This is a genomic window from Bacillus sp. TH17 (genome assembly GCF_016651125.1).
Lineage (GTDB): Bacteria > Bacillota > Bacilli > Bacillales > Bacillaceae_G > Bacillus_A > Bacillus_A mycoides.
The window spans coordinates 4,191,204-4,207,241 of record NZ_JAEKEN010000001.1 but is presented as its reverse complement, the minus strand read 5'-3'; the positions used below and the strand labels follow the sequence as shown (position 1 = coordinate 4,207,241).

At 35.2% G+C, this 16,038-nt stretch carries 14 protein-coding genes and 1 pseudogene; 7 read left to right on the top strand and 8 right to left on the bottom strand.

From position 1 onward, the window contains the following. Positions 1-7 precede the first annotated feature (7 nt). The 3 genes from JFT95_RS21590 to JFT95_RS21580 are packed head-to-tail and all read right to left on the bottom strand — an operon-like array spanning position 8 to position 2,590. Positions 8-814 (bottom strand): ABC transporter permease, encoded by an 807-nt coding sequence (locus JFT95_RS21590; RefSeq protein WP_033709532.1) that lies wholly within the window; start codon positions 812-814, stop codon positions 8-10. Beyond that, positions 807-1,571, bottom strand: a complete 765-nt coding sequence (locus JFT95_RS21585; protein ID WP_002015726.1) for an ABC transporter ATP-binding protein — start codon at positions 1,569-1,571, stop codon at positions 807-809. Before JFT95_RS21585 ends, JFT95_RS21590 begins: the two co-directional genes overlap by 8 nt. An 11-nt stretch (positions 1,572-1,582) precedes the next feature. Next, positions 1,583-2,590: an ABC transporter substrate-binding protein gene (locus tag JFT95_RS21580; RefSeq protein WP_016102907.1), complete on the bottom strand. Its 1,008-nt coding sequence runs from the start codon at positions 2,588-2,590 to the stop codon at positions 1,583-1,585. Between the two features lie 120 nt (positions 2,591-2,710). Between JFT95_RS21580 and JFT95_RS21575 the strand changes: the two genes are divergently transcribed. From JFT95_RS21575 to JFT95_RS21565, 3 genes are all read left to right on the top strand, one after another. Then, positions 2,711-3,007, top strand: a complete 297-nt coding sequence (locus JFT95_RS21575) for a DUF3986 family protein (protein WP_002034469.1) — start codon at positions 2,711-2,713, stop codon at positions 3,005-3,007. Positions 3,008-3,018: 11 nt separating this feature from the next. Next, complete coding sequence (locus JFT95_RS29655) at positions 3,019-3,249, top strand: hypothetical protein (protein WP_002034470.1); 231 nt, start codon at positions 3,019-3,021, stop codon at positions 3,247-3,249. Positions 3,250-3,442: 193 nt separating this feature from the next. Next, entirely contained in the window at positions 3,443-4,006 is a 564-nt protein-coding gene (locus tag JFT95_RS21565) for a YwbE family protein (protein WP_201053230.1), read from the top strand. Positions 4,007-4,049: 43 nt separating this feature from the next. Here the strand turns inward: JFT95_RS21565 and JFT95_RS21560 are convergent, their stop codons facing one another. Next, positions 4,050-5,303: a glycosyltransferase family 39 protein gene (locus JFT95_RS21560; RefSeq protein ID WP_201053229.1), complete on the bottom strand. Its 1,254-nt coding sequence runs from the start codon at positions 5,301-5,303 to the stop codon at positions 4,050-4,052. Between the two features lie 291 nt (positions 5,304-5,594). On the opposite strand from JFT95_RS21560, the gene JFT95_RS21555 reads away from it, so the two are divergent. Then, positions 5,595-7,661 carry an LTA synthase family protein gene (locus JFT95_RS21555; protein ID WP_201053228.1) on the top strand — a complete coding sequence of 689 codons (2,067 nt, stop codon included), beginning with the start codon at positions 5,595-5,597 and terminating at the stop codon, positions 7,659-7,661. A gap of 471 nt (positions 7,662-8,132) precedes the next feature. Here the strand turns inward: JFT95_RS21555 and JFT95_RS21550 are convergent, their stop codons facing one another. Both JFT95_RS21550 and JFT95_RS21545 read right to left on the bottom strand, forming a co-directional pair. After that, positions 8,133-8,942: an alpha/beta fold hydrolase gene (locus JFT95_RS21550; RefSeq protein ID WP_201053227.1), complete on the bottom strand. Its 810-nt coding sequence runs from the start codon at positions 8,940-8,942 to the stop codon at positions 8,133-8,135. Positions 8,943-8,963: 21 nt separating this feature from the next. Beyond that, the gene (locus JFT95_RS21545; protein WP_012261864.1) at positions 8,964-10,991 is read right to left on the bottom strand and encodes a catalase; all 2,028 of its coding nucleotides are present in this window, start codon (positions 10,989-10,991) and stop codon (positions 8,964-8,966) included. A gap of 172 nt (positions 10,992-11,163) precedes the next feature. Here JFT95_RS21545 and JFT95_RS21540 point away from each other — a divergent pair, with 172 nt between their 5' ends. Together JFT95_RS21540 and JFT95_RS21535 are read left to right on the top strand one after the other, a co-directional pair. Further along, positions 11,164-12,393, top strand: coding sequence for an ATP-binding protein (locus JFT95_RS21540; RefSeq protein ID WP_002034440.1), 1,230 nt, complete (start codon positions 11,164-11,166; stop codon positions 12,391-12,393). A 25-nt stretch (positions 12,394-12,418) separates the two neighbouring features. After that, positions 12,419-13,636: an ATP-binding protein gene (locus JFT95_RS21535; RefSeq protein WP_201053226.1), complete on the top strand. Its 1,218-nt coding sequence runs from the start codon at positions 12,419-12,421 to the stop codon at positions 13,634-13,636. 259 nt (positions 13,637-13,895) lie between these two features. On the opposite strand, the gene JFT95_RS21530 is transcribed toward JFT95_RS21535, so the two are convergent. Continuing rightward, positions 13,896-14,876 (bottom strand): collagen-like triple helix repeat-containing protein, encoded by a 981-nt coding sequence (locus tag JFT95_RS21530; protein WP_201053225.1) that lies wholly within the window; start codon positions 14,874-14,876, stop codon positions 13,896-13,898. 137 nt (positions 14,877-15,013) lie between these two features. After that, positions 15,014-15,227: pseudogene (locus tag JFT95_RS21525) on the bottom strand (Nif3-like dinuclear metal center hexameric protein); the annotation flags it as partial. 455 nt (positions 15,228-15,682) lie between these two features. On the opposite strand from JFT95_RS21525, the gene JFT95_RS21520 reads away from it, so the two are divergent. Further along, entirely contained in the window at positions 15,683-16,006 is a 324-nt protein-coding gene (locus tag JFT95_RS21520; RefSeq protein WP_201053224.1) for an iron-sulfur cluster biosynthesis family protein, read from the top strand. The last annotated feature ends 32 nt before the right edge of the window (positions 16,007-16,038 follow it).

Below are 16,038 nucleotides of genomic sequence, written 5' to 3'. Positions count from 1 at the left end.
CTCTAAGTCAGCTTTTTTTTCGTTTTCCAATAAGGAGTTTTTCAAATGCCTCGACAAATACATACATAAGAGTTGCGAGGACGCAAGTGAGCATTACACTGAGCAAGACGAGTGTGAAGTTAAAGACTTGGAATCCGTAGCTAATTAAATAGCCAAGTCCTTGTTTAGAAACGAGGAGTTCCCCGAAAATAACACCGACCCATGATAAGCCGACATTCACTTTTAAAGTTGAAATAATTGCAGGGAAAGATGAAGGGAGAATAACGTGCTTATAGCATTGCCATTTATTTGCGCCAAATGTGTCCATGACCTTAATATAGTTGGAATCGACTTCTTGAAATGCGCTGTAAATAACGAGAATGGTAATGATGATAGAGATGATTACCCCCATTGCGATAGAGGATGAAATATTTGGACCGAAAATAACAATGATGATTGGACCGAGTGCAACTTTTGGCATTGCATTTAGGACGACGAGATAAGGATCAAGTACGCGGGCCAAAAGTGGCATCCACCAAAGGAGAGTAGCAATAATAGCTCCAAGTACAGTTCCGAGAATGAAGCCTACTCCTGTTTCAAGTAATGTCGTCCATATGTGGACCCAAAGTGAACCGTCAATCCATTTCGTTAAAAAGAGATCCCAAATACTTGAAGGAGAGCTAAAGAGTAAAGGATCAATCCATTCTTTTTTACTAGCTATTTCCCATATTGCAAAGAAAAGAACAAGAAGTACAAGTTGTAAAGAGCGAGCTAACCATGCATGTTGTCTTTCTTTTTTTCGAAACTGTTCATGTAGTTGTTTTATATTATCCAAGTCGTTCCAGCTCCTTCCATATTTCTTGGAAGAGGGATGGAAAGTCATGGTGGTGGCGTGCTTCTAACGGCGATAAGGAACGGATACTTTCTGGAACGATGAATGTTTTTGCGATTTTTCCAGGGTTCGCCTGCAGTAAATAAATACGATCGCTCATCGCAATTGCTTCTTCAATATCATGTGTCACAAGTAGGGATGTTTTCTTATAGTTACGTAGTAATGTGAAGACGAGATCTTCTAGTTTTAATTTTGTTTGATAATCAAGAGCGGAAAATGGTTCATCTAACAATAAAATTTTCGGGTCGGTCGCTAATGTTCGAACGAGTGCAGCACGTTGGCGCATACCACCGGATAGTTCACGAGGGTATTGCTGTTCTATATCATATAGGCCGACTTGTTTTAAAAGCTTTAATGTATGTTCTTTCGTATTTTCATCATAAACCTTCCGAATATGAAGTCCGAGCATAATATTTTCTTCAATTGTTTTCCACGGAAACAAGTAATCTTGCTGGAGCATATAGCCCATAGAGGGGGTCTTACTTGTAATCGGTTCACCATCTAAAAATACGATACCTTCAATTGGATCGAGTAGACCTGCGATGATGGAGAGGAGCGTTGTTTTTCCGCAACCACTTGGACCAAGGATTGAAATAAATTCGCCTTCGTCTACTTGCAAACTCATATCTTCAAGAATAAGTTTGGCATTTTCTTTTGCAAAAAAGCAGTGAGAAACGTTACGTATTTGTAAAAAGCTCATACACTTCGCCTCTATTTCTTAATAACGCTTTCGGCAATTTTTGTATTGACGAGCGCTTCATGTGGAACTTCTTTTTGTAATTCACCAGATTCTTTCATAATCGTTTGGAGTTGTTTCCATTCTGCATCATCTAATAATGGATTTGTCGCATATGAATGTTGTTTTTTGTAGCGCTCAATTACTTTTACTGAAATGTCTTTTGAAGTGTCTTTAAATAGTGGTGAAACGGCATCGGCAATCTCTTCTGGACTATGTGTATCAACCCATTGCTGCGCTTTATATAGTGCGCGCGTGAATTTTTCTGCAGCAGCTTTATCTTTCTTTAAGAAACTTTCTTTTGCCATAAACGTTGTATAAGGGACAGTACCAGATTCAGCTCCGAAAGACGCGACGATATAACCTTTTCCTTCTTTTTCAAGTATACTTGCAGTCGGTTCAAAGAGCTGTACAAATTCTCCCGTACCAGATGCAAAGGCATTTGCAATATTAGCAAACTCGATATTTTGAATTAAGTTCGTATCTTTGCGAGGGTCAATGCCATTTTTCTTTAAAACGTATTCACCAACCATTTGCGGCATGCCGCCTTTACGCTGTCCTAAAAACGTAACGCCTTTTACGTCGTTCCAATTAAAAGAGTCTAATTTTTTACGGGAAACTAAAAATGTGCCATCTGTTTGTGTAAGCTGCGCAAAATTAATGACAGGATCTTTTGCTCCTTGTTGATGAACATAAATAGACGTTTCTGAACCAACGAGAGCAATATCAATTCCGCCAGATAAAAGGGCGGTCATCGTTTTATCTCCGCCAGCTGTTGTTTGTAAGTCAATATTTAAACCTTCATCTTTAAAAAATCCTTTTTCAATTCCAACATATAATGGTGCGTAGAAAAGAGAGTGTGTAACTTCGCCAACGCGAATTTTTTGAGCTTGTTCTTTCGTACTTTCCTTTGTACTACTACAAGCAGCGAATGTGAAAACAGCTAGTAACATGATGCAAAAAACGGTTATTAATTTTTTCACTATATGACACCTCCTAGAAGTCAATCTACAAGCATAATATGTAGGTAAGTGCCCATATGTGAGTATAGATAGCAGGAATTTTTCGGGTAATAAAGAAGTACAAATATAAGGGGTGATAAAATGGATTACGAATACGATGATAGCGTACATTTACATCTTGATTATTTCGGAACTGAATGTGATATGGAATCGATTGCTTATAAGAGGAAGCATGAAGACGTGTGGGATGTGTATTTTAATTTTGGAGTATACGGTCTTCAGAAAGAGGAGATAGAGACAGGTCGGTTTATGGACGAATATGCTGGTTATTACGTTTTTTCTGTACATGCTCGTGATTTGAGCTGGGAGTTTGGAAGTGCTCAGTTTGAGGAATGGGTTTTGAAGAACCATATAGTAGAAAGAACGCTTCAAAAATAGGGAGGAATTTTGTGTTTGAATTTCTCATCTTATTGCTTATTTGTGTAATTGGAATTTACATCATGCAAGTGCTCACTTACCGATTCGCAAAGAAAAATATTCATAAATATAAGGAAATGAAATGGATTCATATGTGGCTAGACATGACTATGAAAAAGGGTCCGAGATTAGATTTGTTTGATTTTGTACTTATAGTAATCGTAAGTATCATATGGAAAATATGGATGCTTCCTCTTGTATAGTAAACATGCTAATCATCGTATCCTAATAAATAACGAAAAGAACCTGTCATATGACAGGTTCTTTTCTATTTGTAGCATGTAGTGTTACATGGAAAATCCAATGTATACGACAAATTACGACAAAGGGGTTTATACATATTTGTTATTCTATTAAAGGTCATTATTTGTAATGTATATATAGGAGGATTTTTTAATGTTAAAGAAATTATTATTATTTTTACTTACGGGCTTATGTGTAGTGGTTTTAACAGCTTGTAAAGATGAAGAGGAAAAGCTGAAAGCATCGGAAGAACAGAAAATAGATGAGAAGAAAGTTGAAGAAGATAAGAAGGTAGAAGAGCAGCAAAGAGTAGAAGAAGAAAAACGTAAGCAAGAAGAGCAGCAAAGAGTAGAAGAAGAAAAACGTAAGCAAGAAGAGCAGCAAAGAGTAGAAGAAGAAAAACGTAAGCAAGAAGAGCAGCAAAGAGTAGAGCAAGAAAAACGTAAGCAAGAAGAGCAACAGAAGATTCAGCAACAACAGTCTGCACAACAAGAGAGAACACAAAAACAAGAAAAAACAACAGAAGCAACAGGTGGTAAACCGACAAGATCACAAATTTCGGTTGGTTCACATGTAGTTATTCAATTAGATAAAGATTATAGTAAAACAGTGAGCGGTGTTGTGAAAGATATTTTAACAAACACGGAAACACATACGTACGGAATTAAGGTTCGATTACAAGATGGACAAATTGGCCGTGTTCAAAGTGTTGGATAAATAAAAAAAGAGGTCGTCCATTTTTGGACGACCTCTTTTTTTATTATGCTTGGCTAGTGCGGAAAAATGGAAGCTTCTGCACAGCGTAAACTAACCCGTATGCAAGAATTAAGCACATAAGAGGGTTAATGAAAAATCCGTAGCGATTAATCGCTAAGAATAAGTTTGAGAAGATGATGTAAATAACAGAACTTGCTACTAGCATCATAACGCGCTTATGCTTAAATGAATTTAGCATGAAGCAGAAACTGCTCAAGAATGTACCGATGATAAAGACTCTATGACACATTTGTATAAAGTTATGAATACGGTATTGGTCTACAGCAGGAGCTGTTTTGAATAACTCAATTGTTTTACCGACAGTGAACCAAGAGAACCAATATGTGAAGTCCGTTTTAAATCCATTTTTGATTAAATCTTTTGCGTATGCATTTTTATCATCTAAGCCCTGGGCTTTCATTTGGTTAACTACATTTTCATAGCCAATTTTGTTAAATGGATCTGCACCGGCAATTAATGGGTCTGCACCTTGGGTTGAGAATAAGATAAATTGATTGAACGCTAAATAGTTACGAACAACCCAGGCACCGATAATAAAGAACGGGCCAATGAACCATAATAATCCAATTCGAATTGAGTCTTTAAATCCATATGTGAATAAGACGACAAGAACAGGAATGAGCATCATTGGAGCTGGATTTGGGCGGAACATAAGTAAAATGGAAACGACAATTCCAAACCATATATGGAATTTTGTTTTATTGTATTTCCATGCGAGAACAAATACATACACGCTTAACGATAATAAGAATATTGAAGGAACTTCTGTTAGTAATGTACGGAAGTATGTATAGTTACTTGGATAAATAGCATATAAAATACTCGCAACAATTCCATAAATATTCTTTTCAAATAACTCTTTCCCTATTAAGAATACTAATAACACTGTGCAAAGGTTTAGTATCATATTAATAACAGTTGCTACGTAATAGTAAGGAAGTGATGTAACATCAGAAATAATCATAGCACCAGCTAATAATAGCGGCTGACCTGGTGTGATGTATGCATTTTTTCCAGGCACTTCACTAGGTTCTAAATAAACATAGCCAAATACACCATGTTTTAATAATTGTTCAGCTGTTAACGAATAGTTAAAGGCATCATTTGCACCATATGTTACTTTGACTAACTCTCCATCTAATCCTGGCTGTTTTACTAGACAAAAAACGTGCAGTAGGAAAGAAAGCGCCAAAATTACATATACCGCTTTAGGTAGATTTTTAAACTTATTTAGCAAAAATGAGCATCTCCTTTTTTATTGTTTCTTTCGTATTTTCATGATAAAACCCTATTAGTATTAAGGTTTTCCAAAACATAGTTATTATATCATAAAGTGGAATGAAGGAATTTAGTTTTTTAAGAATAAATAGTTGGTATTCCAAAAATTAACTGTTGATTAAGGGAGAATTAAGAAACTACAGTTATAGTAGAATCCAGTGTGAAGACGAAATGCGTGAAGTATGTTATCTTAATAGAAACTGTTTTTACGGTGCGGGGTGAAATTAATAAACAGAAAAGAGGGAATGAATTGAGGGGGAATTTTTCATTTCATCAGCCAAGAAGAAGTATATTAATTTCAGCGATGTTAAGTGGTCTAGTAACCCTATATGTAGTACCCACAATTTTCTTGATTTTAAAATATTTTAGTTTAGATACGATGAAAGATATGTTAAATCAAAAAATTGTTTTAAGTATAATGACAATTTTGATGTGGATTGTACTATTGTATGTTGCGTATTTGAATAAAGATATTGTTAATAAATTCAAACGGATTATTAGGATTTATATTAGAATGTTTTTAGTAGCGCATGTGGTTACTTTGCTTTTTATTTTCACGCAAAATAATATGAATCTCGTAAATACACTGAATTGGGTTTACAATTATAACGCACAGTTTATATTTAGTTTAATTGTAATTTATGCGATATATGTTTTGGTGTATAACGTGCTTGGGAAAGTTTTTTTGAGTACTATTTTGACAAGCATTTTGCTAATCATTTTGGTTATTGTAAATCACTTCAAAATTGTTTTTAGGGGAGACCCACTATATCCTTCTGATTTTACACAGATTGGACATATGCAATCTGTTATACCAATGGTGATGGATTATTTTAGTTGGGGTTATATTCTTCTCGTTATTGTAAGTGTTGTTGTCTGTATTTTGGCGGGTATGTATATAAGGAAATATATTCAAAATGTAAAAGTTCATGCAGGCGTACGAGTTCTATTTATAATAGGATCCGTTTTTGTTTTATATGCGTATGGTAATTTTACGAATACGTTTATGAATAAATGGTTTCAAAAGTCGGGCATAGAGTTCGTTTTGTGGGATCAAAATGAAAATTATGCTTCAAATGGTTTTGTGCTAGGCTTTATAAGTAATTTAGATACGACAGTCATTGAAAAGCCGAAAGATTATTCAAAAGAAAATATGCTTCAAATAGCAAACGATATAAAAAAACAATATAGCAGCAATATAGGGGCGCAGAAGCAAAAAGAGAAACCAAATATTATTTTTGTAATGAGCGAGTCGTTTTGGGATCCAACGAAATTAACGAATCTTTCCTTTAGTGAAGATCCTTTACCGAATTTGCATCATTATATAGAAAATTTTCCTGGTGGACAGACTATTTCTCCTACATTTGGAGGAAATACTGCGAACGTTGAATTTGAGGTGTTAACGAGTTATTCAATGAGTTTGTTAAAACCAGGATCTATACCATATCAGCAAGCCGTTACAAGTAAGGTAGAAGTTCCATCTATTCCTCGAGCGCTGAAAAAAGAGGGGTATTACACAAGCGCTATTCATTCGTTCGGTCGCTCATTCTTTAAACGTGATGATGTATATAAAGTGTTAGGATTTGATAAGTTTAATGCACAAGATACGATGAAAAATGTAGAAGTTGATGGAGACTATATTAGTGATTTATCTATGAGTAAAGAGATAATAGCTGAATTAGAGAAGCAAAAACAACCTACTTTTATTCATGCAGTTACGATGCAAAATCATTTTCCATTTACAGAAGGAAGATTTGGCGAAAATCAAATCGAGATTAGTGGATTAGAAAATGAAGAATCGAAGGCTGAATTAGAGACTTATACAGAAGGTTTAAGACGTTCAGATGAAGCTCTTCAATATTTAATAGAGGAGCTAGATAATTTAGATAGACCCACATTATTAGTATTCTTTGGGGACCATCTTCCGTCGCTAGGAACAAATAAATCTCTTTATAAAGAGAATGGGTATATAACGAATGAAAAAACGCCAAGTGAACGATTAGCGATGGCGCAAACGCCGTTATTAATGTATGCAAATTTTGATATACCAAGTGACAATTTAGGTTTAGTAAGTCCAATTTATTTTTCAAATCTTGTCTTTGATTATGCTGGATTAAATAAGGTAGCGTTCTATCAATTTTTATCGAAGTTATATGAAGAAATTCCCGTACTTCGTGACGAATTGAAGATAGGAAAAGATGGAGAAGTAATAAAAAGTTTAACAGCGAAACAAAAAGAAATGTTAAAGCAATATGAGCTTATTCAATATGACTTACTCGTCGGAAAGCAATATAGTAAGGATATATTATTTAAATAGGCGACAAAAAAGAACTTGTATACGATACAAGTTCTTTTTTCATAGTATTTAACGGGATAACCAGACAAGCTAGGTTTAGGGAGTATTACTTGTACATTTAGTATAAATTAAAATAGAGTCGTTTTAATGATTGATTTGTGAGAAGTGTGTGAATTTTTCATCTAGTATATAATTGGACAATTTGTTTAATACGTAAAAAAACTCTTTAAGATTGCTAAGAGGGTTTTTTATTTAGATATACATTAAAATTCAGAAAAAACAGTTACATTAAAGTTGTATGCTAATTTTAAAAAAAGAGGTGGGATATTGAAGAGTTTTTGGGGCGAGAAAATAACAGGATTTATCATTAGTATCGCAGTTATTCTTACTGTGAGCTACGTACCATTCCGGTGTCTTCTAACTCGATAGAAAAAGGTAGTTAACAAAAAAAGAATTTGCCGTAAGGGCAAATTCTTTTTTACTGTAAAGAAACTATGAATTTAAAAATTTTATCAGTTCCTTATTTAATTCATCCGCTTGATCGATTGGAGAGCCGTGGCCACTATTTGTAAGAGGATATAGTTCAGAGTTTTTAATTCGCTCTTTTGTTAGCTCAGCACTTTTATAAGGGATGAGTTGGTCGTGAACACCGTGGAATATTTTTGTTGGGACGTTAATTTTACTTAAGTCTTTCGTTACGTCTTCGTTTGCAGCAGCTTGCAAAATTTTGATGAGAGCATAAGAAGCGGACTGCATACCGAGATAAGAAAACCATTCTAACGTGGCAGCTCCTAAGTTTCTATTAAAAAATGATAAAGATACATCACTTAGAAACTTAGGTAAATTTACATACATTTGAGCAATCAGAGCATCTGCTTGTTCTTTCGGTACGCCGTAAGGGGATTCTTGGTTTTTCACGAAAGAAGGAGAGACAGCATCCACTAATGCAAGTTTGGAAATACGACGCCCATTATATCGTGACATATACCGAATAGAGAGAGCGCCACCGACTGAGAAGCCGACTAACGTAGCATTTTCTATTTGAAGTGCTTCTAATACAATTGCGATATCATCAGCTAAACGATCATAAGTGTAACCAGTCCATGGTTTATCAGACTGTCCGTTTCCTCGTATATCCATGGCGATGCAGCGGAAACCATGTTGTGGTAAGATATTAAATTGATATTGGTACATTTGATGATTTAAAGGCCAGCCATGAACGAAGAAGACAGGTTTACTTCCAGGGCCTGGGTTAATATCCTCAACAAAAATGTGTACATCTTTTTCAACTGTAACGAACATGATGTATCCTCCTCATGCATTTTAGTAGGCTCTCTCCCAAAATCGCTGTTTTGTCATTGCCTGAATAAATTCATTCGCAAGTAAGGTAGGATTTTGTTCTGTTATAACGCCAGGTTTTCCTTCGATGTTTAAAGATTGAACAATAGTAGTTCCATTTTGGAAAGCGCCAATTGGCTTAAAGTGATTATACGATTCTACGACGAATGAACTTGCCTTGTTAAGAAAATGATCATTAATATTTCCGCCAATAAGAAGTAGCCCATCATAAAGAAGTGGTGATCCTGTTAAGAAAGTATCATTCACTTCCCACTGTCCATTTTGAGAGCCTTGCACAAAACCTAATCGTTCGGAAATAATAACGGGCTGAAGACCGGCTTGTTTGAATTGATTTATAATATATTGTGCGTTTTGACCGTCATATCCGTTTGCGACAATGACGCCTACTCGTAATGTATTTGGGCTGAATGTTGTATGTTCCATACTTAGTGCTGGTGAGGATTTTGTAACATTTGATTCTTGAACATTTGGCACTGTTGCTCCGACTGCTTCAGCTACTAAAGTAGCTAATTCTGTACTTATATGACCAATCATACCTACGACTTGTTGGCGAACTGATTTACTTTTTACTTTTCCTAATTCAAAGGAAAAGGCCTGCATAATATGGATTCTTTCGACGTGGCTCATACTATTCCAAAATAAACGGGCTTGTGAGAAATGGTCTTTAAAACTAGCGGCTGTTTCTCTTGTTTTATGTCCAGAAACAGTAGAAGGATATGTAACGAAACCGCCTTTCGTACCAGGTACAGTAAAGGGAGAGTTATTAGCTAAAGAGTTATTATGGTAAGCGACTTTTCCTTTATCAATTATATATTTAGACGCACCATCTCTTTGATTGTTATGAAAAGGACATACCGGACGATTAATCGGTAACTCTTGATAGTTTGTACCGACGCGTGCTAATTGTGTATCTGTATAAGAAAATAGTCTACCTTGTAAGAGAGGATCATTTGTAAAATCGATACCGCGGACGATGCTTCCAGGGTGCAGTGCGACTTGTTCTGTTTCCGCAAATACGTTATCAACGTTTCGGTTTAACGTCATTTTTCCGATGATCTTAACAGGGAAGTCTTCTTCCGGCCAAATTTTTGTTGCATCTAATATATCGAAATCGTATTTAAATTCATCCTCTTCTTCTAAAATTTGAACGCCAAGTTCGTACTCAGGGTAGTTTCCGGCATTAATATTTTCCCATAAATCACGGCGATGATAATCTGGATCAGCGCCGCCTAGTTTTTGAGCTTCATCCCAAATTAACGAGTGAACGCCAAGCTTTGGCTTCCAGTGGAATTTTACGAATCGTGACTTCCCATGTTTATTAACTAAACGAAATGTATGAACGCCGAACCCTTGCATCATTCGAAAACTTCTCGGAATTGCGCGATCCGACATAATCCACATCATCATCGCAGCTGATTCTTGATTATTGGCGATAAAGTCCCAGAAAGTATCGTGTGCTGTTTGTCCTTGGGGAATCTCATTATGTGGCTCTGGTTTAAGAGCATGAATAAGATCCGGAAATTTAATACCATCTTGAATGAAGAAAATCGGAATGTTATTACCCACTAAATCGAAATTTCCTTCCTCTGTATAAAACTTAACAGCGAATCCTCGTACATCTCGGTTCGTTTCATTTGCACCTTTTGATCCAGCAACTTCAGAAAAACGAATAAAAATAGGTGTCTTTTTAGATGGGTCTTGTAAAAAATGAGCCATTGTTAAGTCTTCTAAAGAATCATATAGCTCAAAAACACCATGTGCTCCGTAACCGCGGGCATGAACGACTCTTTCAGGAATTCGTTCACGGTCAAAATGAGCGAGTTTTTCTCGCATCAGGAAATCTTCTAAAAGTGTAGGACCACGATCGCCGGCGGTTAAAGAGTTTTCATCATTTGAAATTTTGACACCCGTATTCGTTGTCATCTCTTTTCCTTCATTGTTTTTCGTAAAGGATTGTAACTGTTCTATCTTCTTATTTTCACGACCGTCCATATAAAGCACCTCCCATATTATACGTATTATTGTTCATGGTTTTTATGCTTACATATGGTGTGGGGAAGTATATTATCTATGGATTGATTTTCCTCATTTGTTCAATTTATCTTTGTTTGTCTATGAAAATCATTTATTATAATAAATGGTATTCTTTTGAAGGGGTGTTGAAGTGGAAGAGAGTTTTCTATCAGCTAAAGAAGAAAAGAAAAACGCTAAGATTTTCTTATGGGTAATACATGTTATTTTAATTGTATACGAGGTTGCATACGCGATTATATTAGAAGATACAATGCCTTTAGCAAATTGGCATAAAGGGATATGGAAGCTTGCATATATTATGGCTATATTAGGTATTAGTGTTTACTTATTTGAGAGAGAAAAAGCATATTTAGTTAAATATACATATTTATTTGCATACATGATCGCAGAGACTTTTAATATTGGATGGTATGCTTTTCATAATAGAATAGCATTTGATGAGGGGAATGTAATTGAATATATTCTTATTTTCTTCGTACCGATCTTTTTGAGTAAAAGATATTTATTTGTCTTAGCGCCATTCCTTATAGGGAAATATATGATATACCTATTTGTATTTGGAGAACTTAACCTGTTTATGTCTCTTGTTATAAATATGGTGTTACTTTTCGTGTCATTTATTATTTTAAATCGATTTTTACAATATCTTTCAGCAGTAAAGGGACGTATTGCAGAGGCAAGTCAGTCACAAAAATTGGCGGTTATCGGAAAAATGGCAGCGACAGTCGGACATGAAATTAAAAACCCACTTGCTTCATTAAAAGGGTTTACGCAATTACAAAAAGAGAAACACGAAAAAGATGCAACATATGAACAAATGATTCTCGAAATCGAAAATATGAATAATATGATTAGTGAATTAATGGAGGTTGCTACATGTAAACCTTCTGTTTATGAAAAACACATTGTAAGTGATGTTTTAGTACAAACGGTAGAAAACATGCGCGGAAAAATGAACGAGTTAAATATAAATTGCACCTTTAATGAAGAACAAAATAGAAGTGAAATTGAATGTGATAAACGCAAATTAAAAGGAGTATTTTTGTATGTTATTAAAAATGCTTTAGAGGCAATGGAACATGGCGGAACATTAAAAATACAAGTTGAAAATAAAAAAAGAGATTATGTAATAGTAAGTATAGTAGATAGTGGTTTTGGGATAAAAAAGGATAATTTAGGACGAGTTAAGGATGCTTTTTATACAACGAAGCAAGATAGAATTGGATTAGGTCTTACGGTAGCAGAGCGAATTGTGACAGAGCATCTTGGAGAATTACACATTTCTAGTGAAGTAAAGAAAGGAACGAGAGTAGAAATACTGCTCCCGAAAAAATGTGAGCGCAATGTGACACAAGATTAAGAGGTGTTGTTAAAGGAGTTATCATATGGAAAAAGGAAATATATTTGAAAAAGAAGAGATAAAGGCATTAATAATATTTTTAAGCTTATTCTTCGTTATATTTTTTGCGTATGATTTTGCTGAAAAAGTTATTGTCCTTTTATCAGATAAAAATCAAAAACTAGCAGATGCTTTTGGAGAAGGATTAGGTTTATGGCTATATAGTTTGATGGTTGGATTATTCTTTATAGGACTTTATTTTATGAAATGGAAAAAGCCGTATATTGTGAAGTATATTATTTTAATTGGCTATAATATATTGGATTTTATTAATAACTTCATTATTTATTACGGAAGTGATGCGGAATTTGATGGCGGGAATATAGTAGAAGGATTCTTTATTTTATTTGCACCGATATTTGTGAATAAGAGGTACTTTTGGTTAGTTGCCGGAACTATTGTTGGAAAATATGCACTTATGGGATTCGTTGTTCAATCCTTTATTGTTCTTATCCCAATAGCATTATATAGCGTGTTTGTTATTATATGTTGGATTATATTTTTAAGATTCCAATCTTACGTTCGTACACTTGAAATGATGGATAAAGAAATAAGAAATGTAGAGAAATTAGCAATGGTTGGGAACATGGCGACAGTAATTGGCGATAAGATTAGAAGACCGTTAGAAAAATTGAAAAAATTTGTGAATAAGCAAGCGAAAAAATATCCAGAAGATAAAATTTATAGTGAAATTATGAGACAGGAAGTAGAGCGGATTCATACAATTGCTACAGAACTAAATGGGTTTGAGAAATCTAAATCGGTAGAATCCGAAACGTATAATATTAAAGAAATCATCTCTTATGTTATCAGGGTTATGGAAAAGCCAGCTTTAGAACAAGGAATAAAAATGCATGCTATTTATAGTAAAGATATACCATCAATTACATGTGAGGAAAAACGATTGAAACAAGTATTTTTTAATTTAATAAAAAATGCGATTGAAGCAATGTCAGTTGGTGGAACTATTACTGTAAAAGTTATAGTGGAAGATGTGATCATTGTTCAAATTATAGATGAGGGATGCGGCATTCCGAAAGATAAAATTCCGAAGCTAAATGAAGCTTTTTACACAACGAAAGAAACTGGAACAGGCTTAGGATTAGTAGTTACGGAAAAAATTATTAAAGATCACCACGGTAAATTGAACTTTGAAAGTGAAGTTGGAGTTGGAACGACTGTTGAGATTATGTTGCCGATTTAATTATAGTGGGATATTTTAAAAAGGGGAAATCACTTTCTTTAGAGTGATTTCCCCTTTTCAGTGTGGAAGGAAGTACGGAATTTTAATAAACGGGATGTTTACAGCATTGACAAACTGTACAAATTCACAATCCAAAATATGGGTGTTTTAAAGCGAGAGTATATAATAAATTTGTCTGTTATTTGTTTTAATTTATTTGCAATTTTTTTGGCCTCGGCATCGAGGTCCTTTTTGTAAATGAATGATTTGTAAGTGTGGATTATATATCAGTGATTAGAAAAATAGAATATACAGAACTTGCCGTAATCCCGGGGGTAATATAAAGAGATATCGCATCCCCCCTCGAAAACAGGTTTCCGGTTGTAATACTAGTCCAAGTTACAGTGGCAGGTCCAGGTGCTGGAGTAGGGTTATACACTTGAGGTTGTCTAGAGCCAATATCCGTAGGTTTAATTGAAAATGTCATAGTTCCCGTAATTTTATCTGTAGTAGTTAAAGTAATAGTAGATAGGATGTAACTAGAGGTCGGGGCAGAGAGGTTTGTTGGGACATTCCTGCAAATATCAATCGTATAAACAGCAGCGGGTAAGTTATTAATATTTATAGATGTAGCAAAACCAACTATATTTCCAGCTCCAGCAGTTACATATGGAATAACGTTAGAATCAATTCCTGGAGAACCTGCTATACGTTGAAACCCAGCATTCGTCCCTTGAAAAACAATACTTTTCGCTGTTGAACTACCAGCAGGTCCAGTAGTCCCGGTAGAACCAGTGGCACCAATAGTTCCGGTAGCTCCGGTAGAACCATTGACTCCAGTAGTTCCAGTAGTTCCGGTAGCTCCGGTAGAACCAGTAGAACCAGTAGAACCAGTAGAACCAGTAGTTCCGGTAGAACCGGTAGAACCAGTAGTTCCGGTAGAACCAGTAGAACCAGTAGATCCGGTAGGACCACCTTCTACCAATACGATATAATCTTGAGACACATTCGGAAATCCTTGAGGTGCATCTTTTTTTACAACATAACCGCTACTCGTGTAAGTGACAACTTGTCCCGTTTTATAGTTAGGAGCGGCTGCTAGACTAAAAGCGGTAGTACTTTGCAAACCGGCCCCGGTAGGCCCGGCATTGCCAGTAGGTCCAGTAGCACCAGTGGGTCCAGTAGCGCCAGTAGGTCCAGTACTGCCGATAGAACCGCTGTTGCGTCTACCGTCACAACTAAAGCAATTGCGTTGGTACATATATTATCTCCTTTCTATATTTTTGAAAATCTAGTTTTAAAAGTAGAACTACTATATATATATTGTAGATTCTATATTTTGTGTGGTGGATCGTATTGTGTATATAGATTTTAAAAATAGGGGAGGTGTTATTAGTTTTATAACCACCAGGTCTCCTGCGGAATCAACTACATCAAAATTCTCTTTAAACCAATCATACATCAATGTCTCTTTCACTAAATATTCAGAGGCAGAGTGTGACAAACCGATGAGTGACATATTTGTTTCTTTCGCATAATCCATAATGAGTGAGTATTTATGCCTACCATAATCATTGTCGATATGGCAATGGATTTCTCCTGTAATAAATGATTAAGTTATTGTTCTATTTCTTTTAAGGCTGGCATGTTTGATAATCCTCCTTAAGATAGTTCTTACTTTGTTAGTTGTTTTTGTTTTTTATGGAAAAATAAGAAGCGGATAGGAAACAAATAAAACCTAGAATCCAGCCAATAGAAGGAGAATAGGGAAGTATATGTTGTAATACCATTCCGCTAGAAATAAAAAAGCTACCTAATAGACCTAAGAAAATGAGAGATCGTTGTAGTTTGAACATCAGTGATACAACCTCCTTTATCACGCATTAACTGCCCGTAAAAGCCTGATTGGCGAGGGCTAATAATCAGAAGGGGATGGATACCTCCCTGATTAAAGTTTCACTTTATCACATATATTTTATAGTATTCTTAATTTTCCGCATATAAAATTCAAGAAAAATGGTGGTACAATATATAAATGATACGAGAAGAGAGGATGTAGGTTAACACATGTACGTTACTGTAACAGAGGCAGCATATAAAAAGATTATGGATACGATTCCAAGTGAAACGAAATATATAAAGTTATTTTATGATAATGAAGGTTGCGGTTGTGTTATGAGCGGGATTATTGATTTAGTAGCCGTTTCAGAGAAAGATGAGCGCGATGTAGATATCGAATCAAGCGTACTAAACTTTATTGCAGATCGCACAAAGCTTGTATTTATGGATGATAAATTAACAGTTGATTGGCATGGAGTTGGAGGAACTTTCCAGCTGAAGAGCCCAAGCCAGTTTTATAATCCGAATATGAAGTTACATGTTCGAGTATAATGAAGAGAGAAGGAGTATATAATATGCTCCTT

Coding starts and splice junctions, on each gene's coding strand:
- JFT95_RS21585 (WP_002015726.1), bottom strand. CDS start 1,571: ATGAGCTTTTTACAAATACGTAACGTTTCTCACTGCTTTTTTGCAAAA.
- JFT95_RS21575 (WP_002034469.1), top strand. CDS start 2,711: ATGGATTACGAATACGATGATAGCGTACATTTACATCTTGATTATTTC.
- JFT95_RS21565 (WP_201053230.1), top strand. CDS start 3,443: ATGTTAAAGAAATTATTATTATTTTTACTTACGGGCTTATGTGTAGTG.
- JFT95_RS21550 (WP_201053227.1), bottom strand. CDS start 8,942: ATGTTCGTTACAGTTGAAAAAGATGTACACATTTTTGTTGAGGATATT.
- JFT95_RS21545 (WP_012261864.1), bottom strand. CDS start 10,991: ATGGACGGTCGTGAAAATAAGAAGATAGAACAGTTACAATCCTTTACG.
- JFT95_RS21535 (WP_201053226.1), top strand. CDS start 12,419: ATGGAAAAAGGAAATATATTTGAAAAAGAAGAGATAAAGGCATTAATA.
- JFT95_RS21530 (WP_201053225.1), bottom strand. CDS start 14,876: ATGTACCAACGCAATTGCTTTAGTTGTGACGGTAGACGCAACAGCGGT.
- JFT95_RS21520 (WP_201053224.1), top strand. CDS start 15,683: ATGTACGTTACTGTAACAGAGGCAGCATATAAAAAGATTATGGATACG.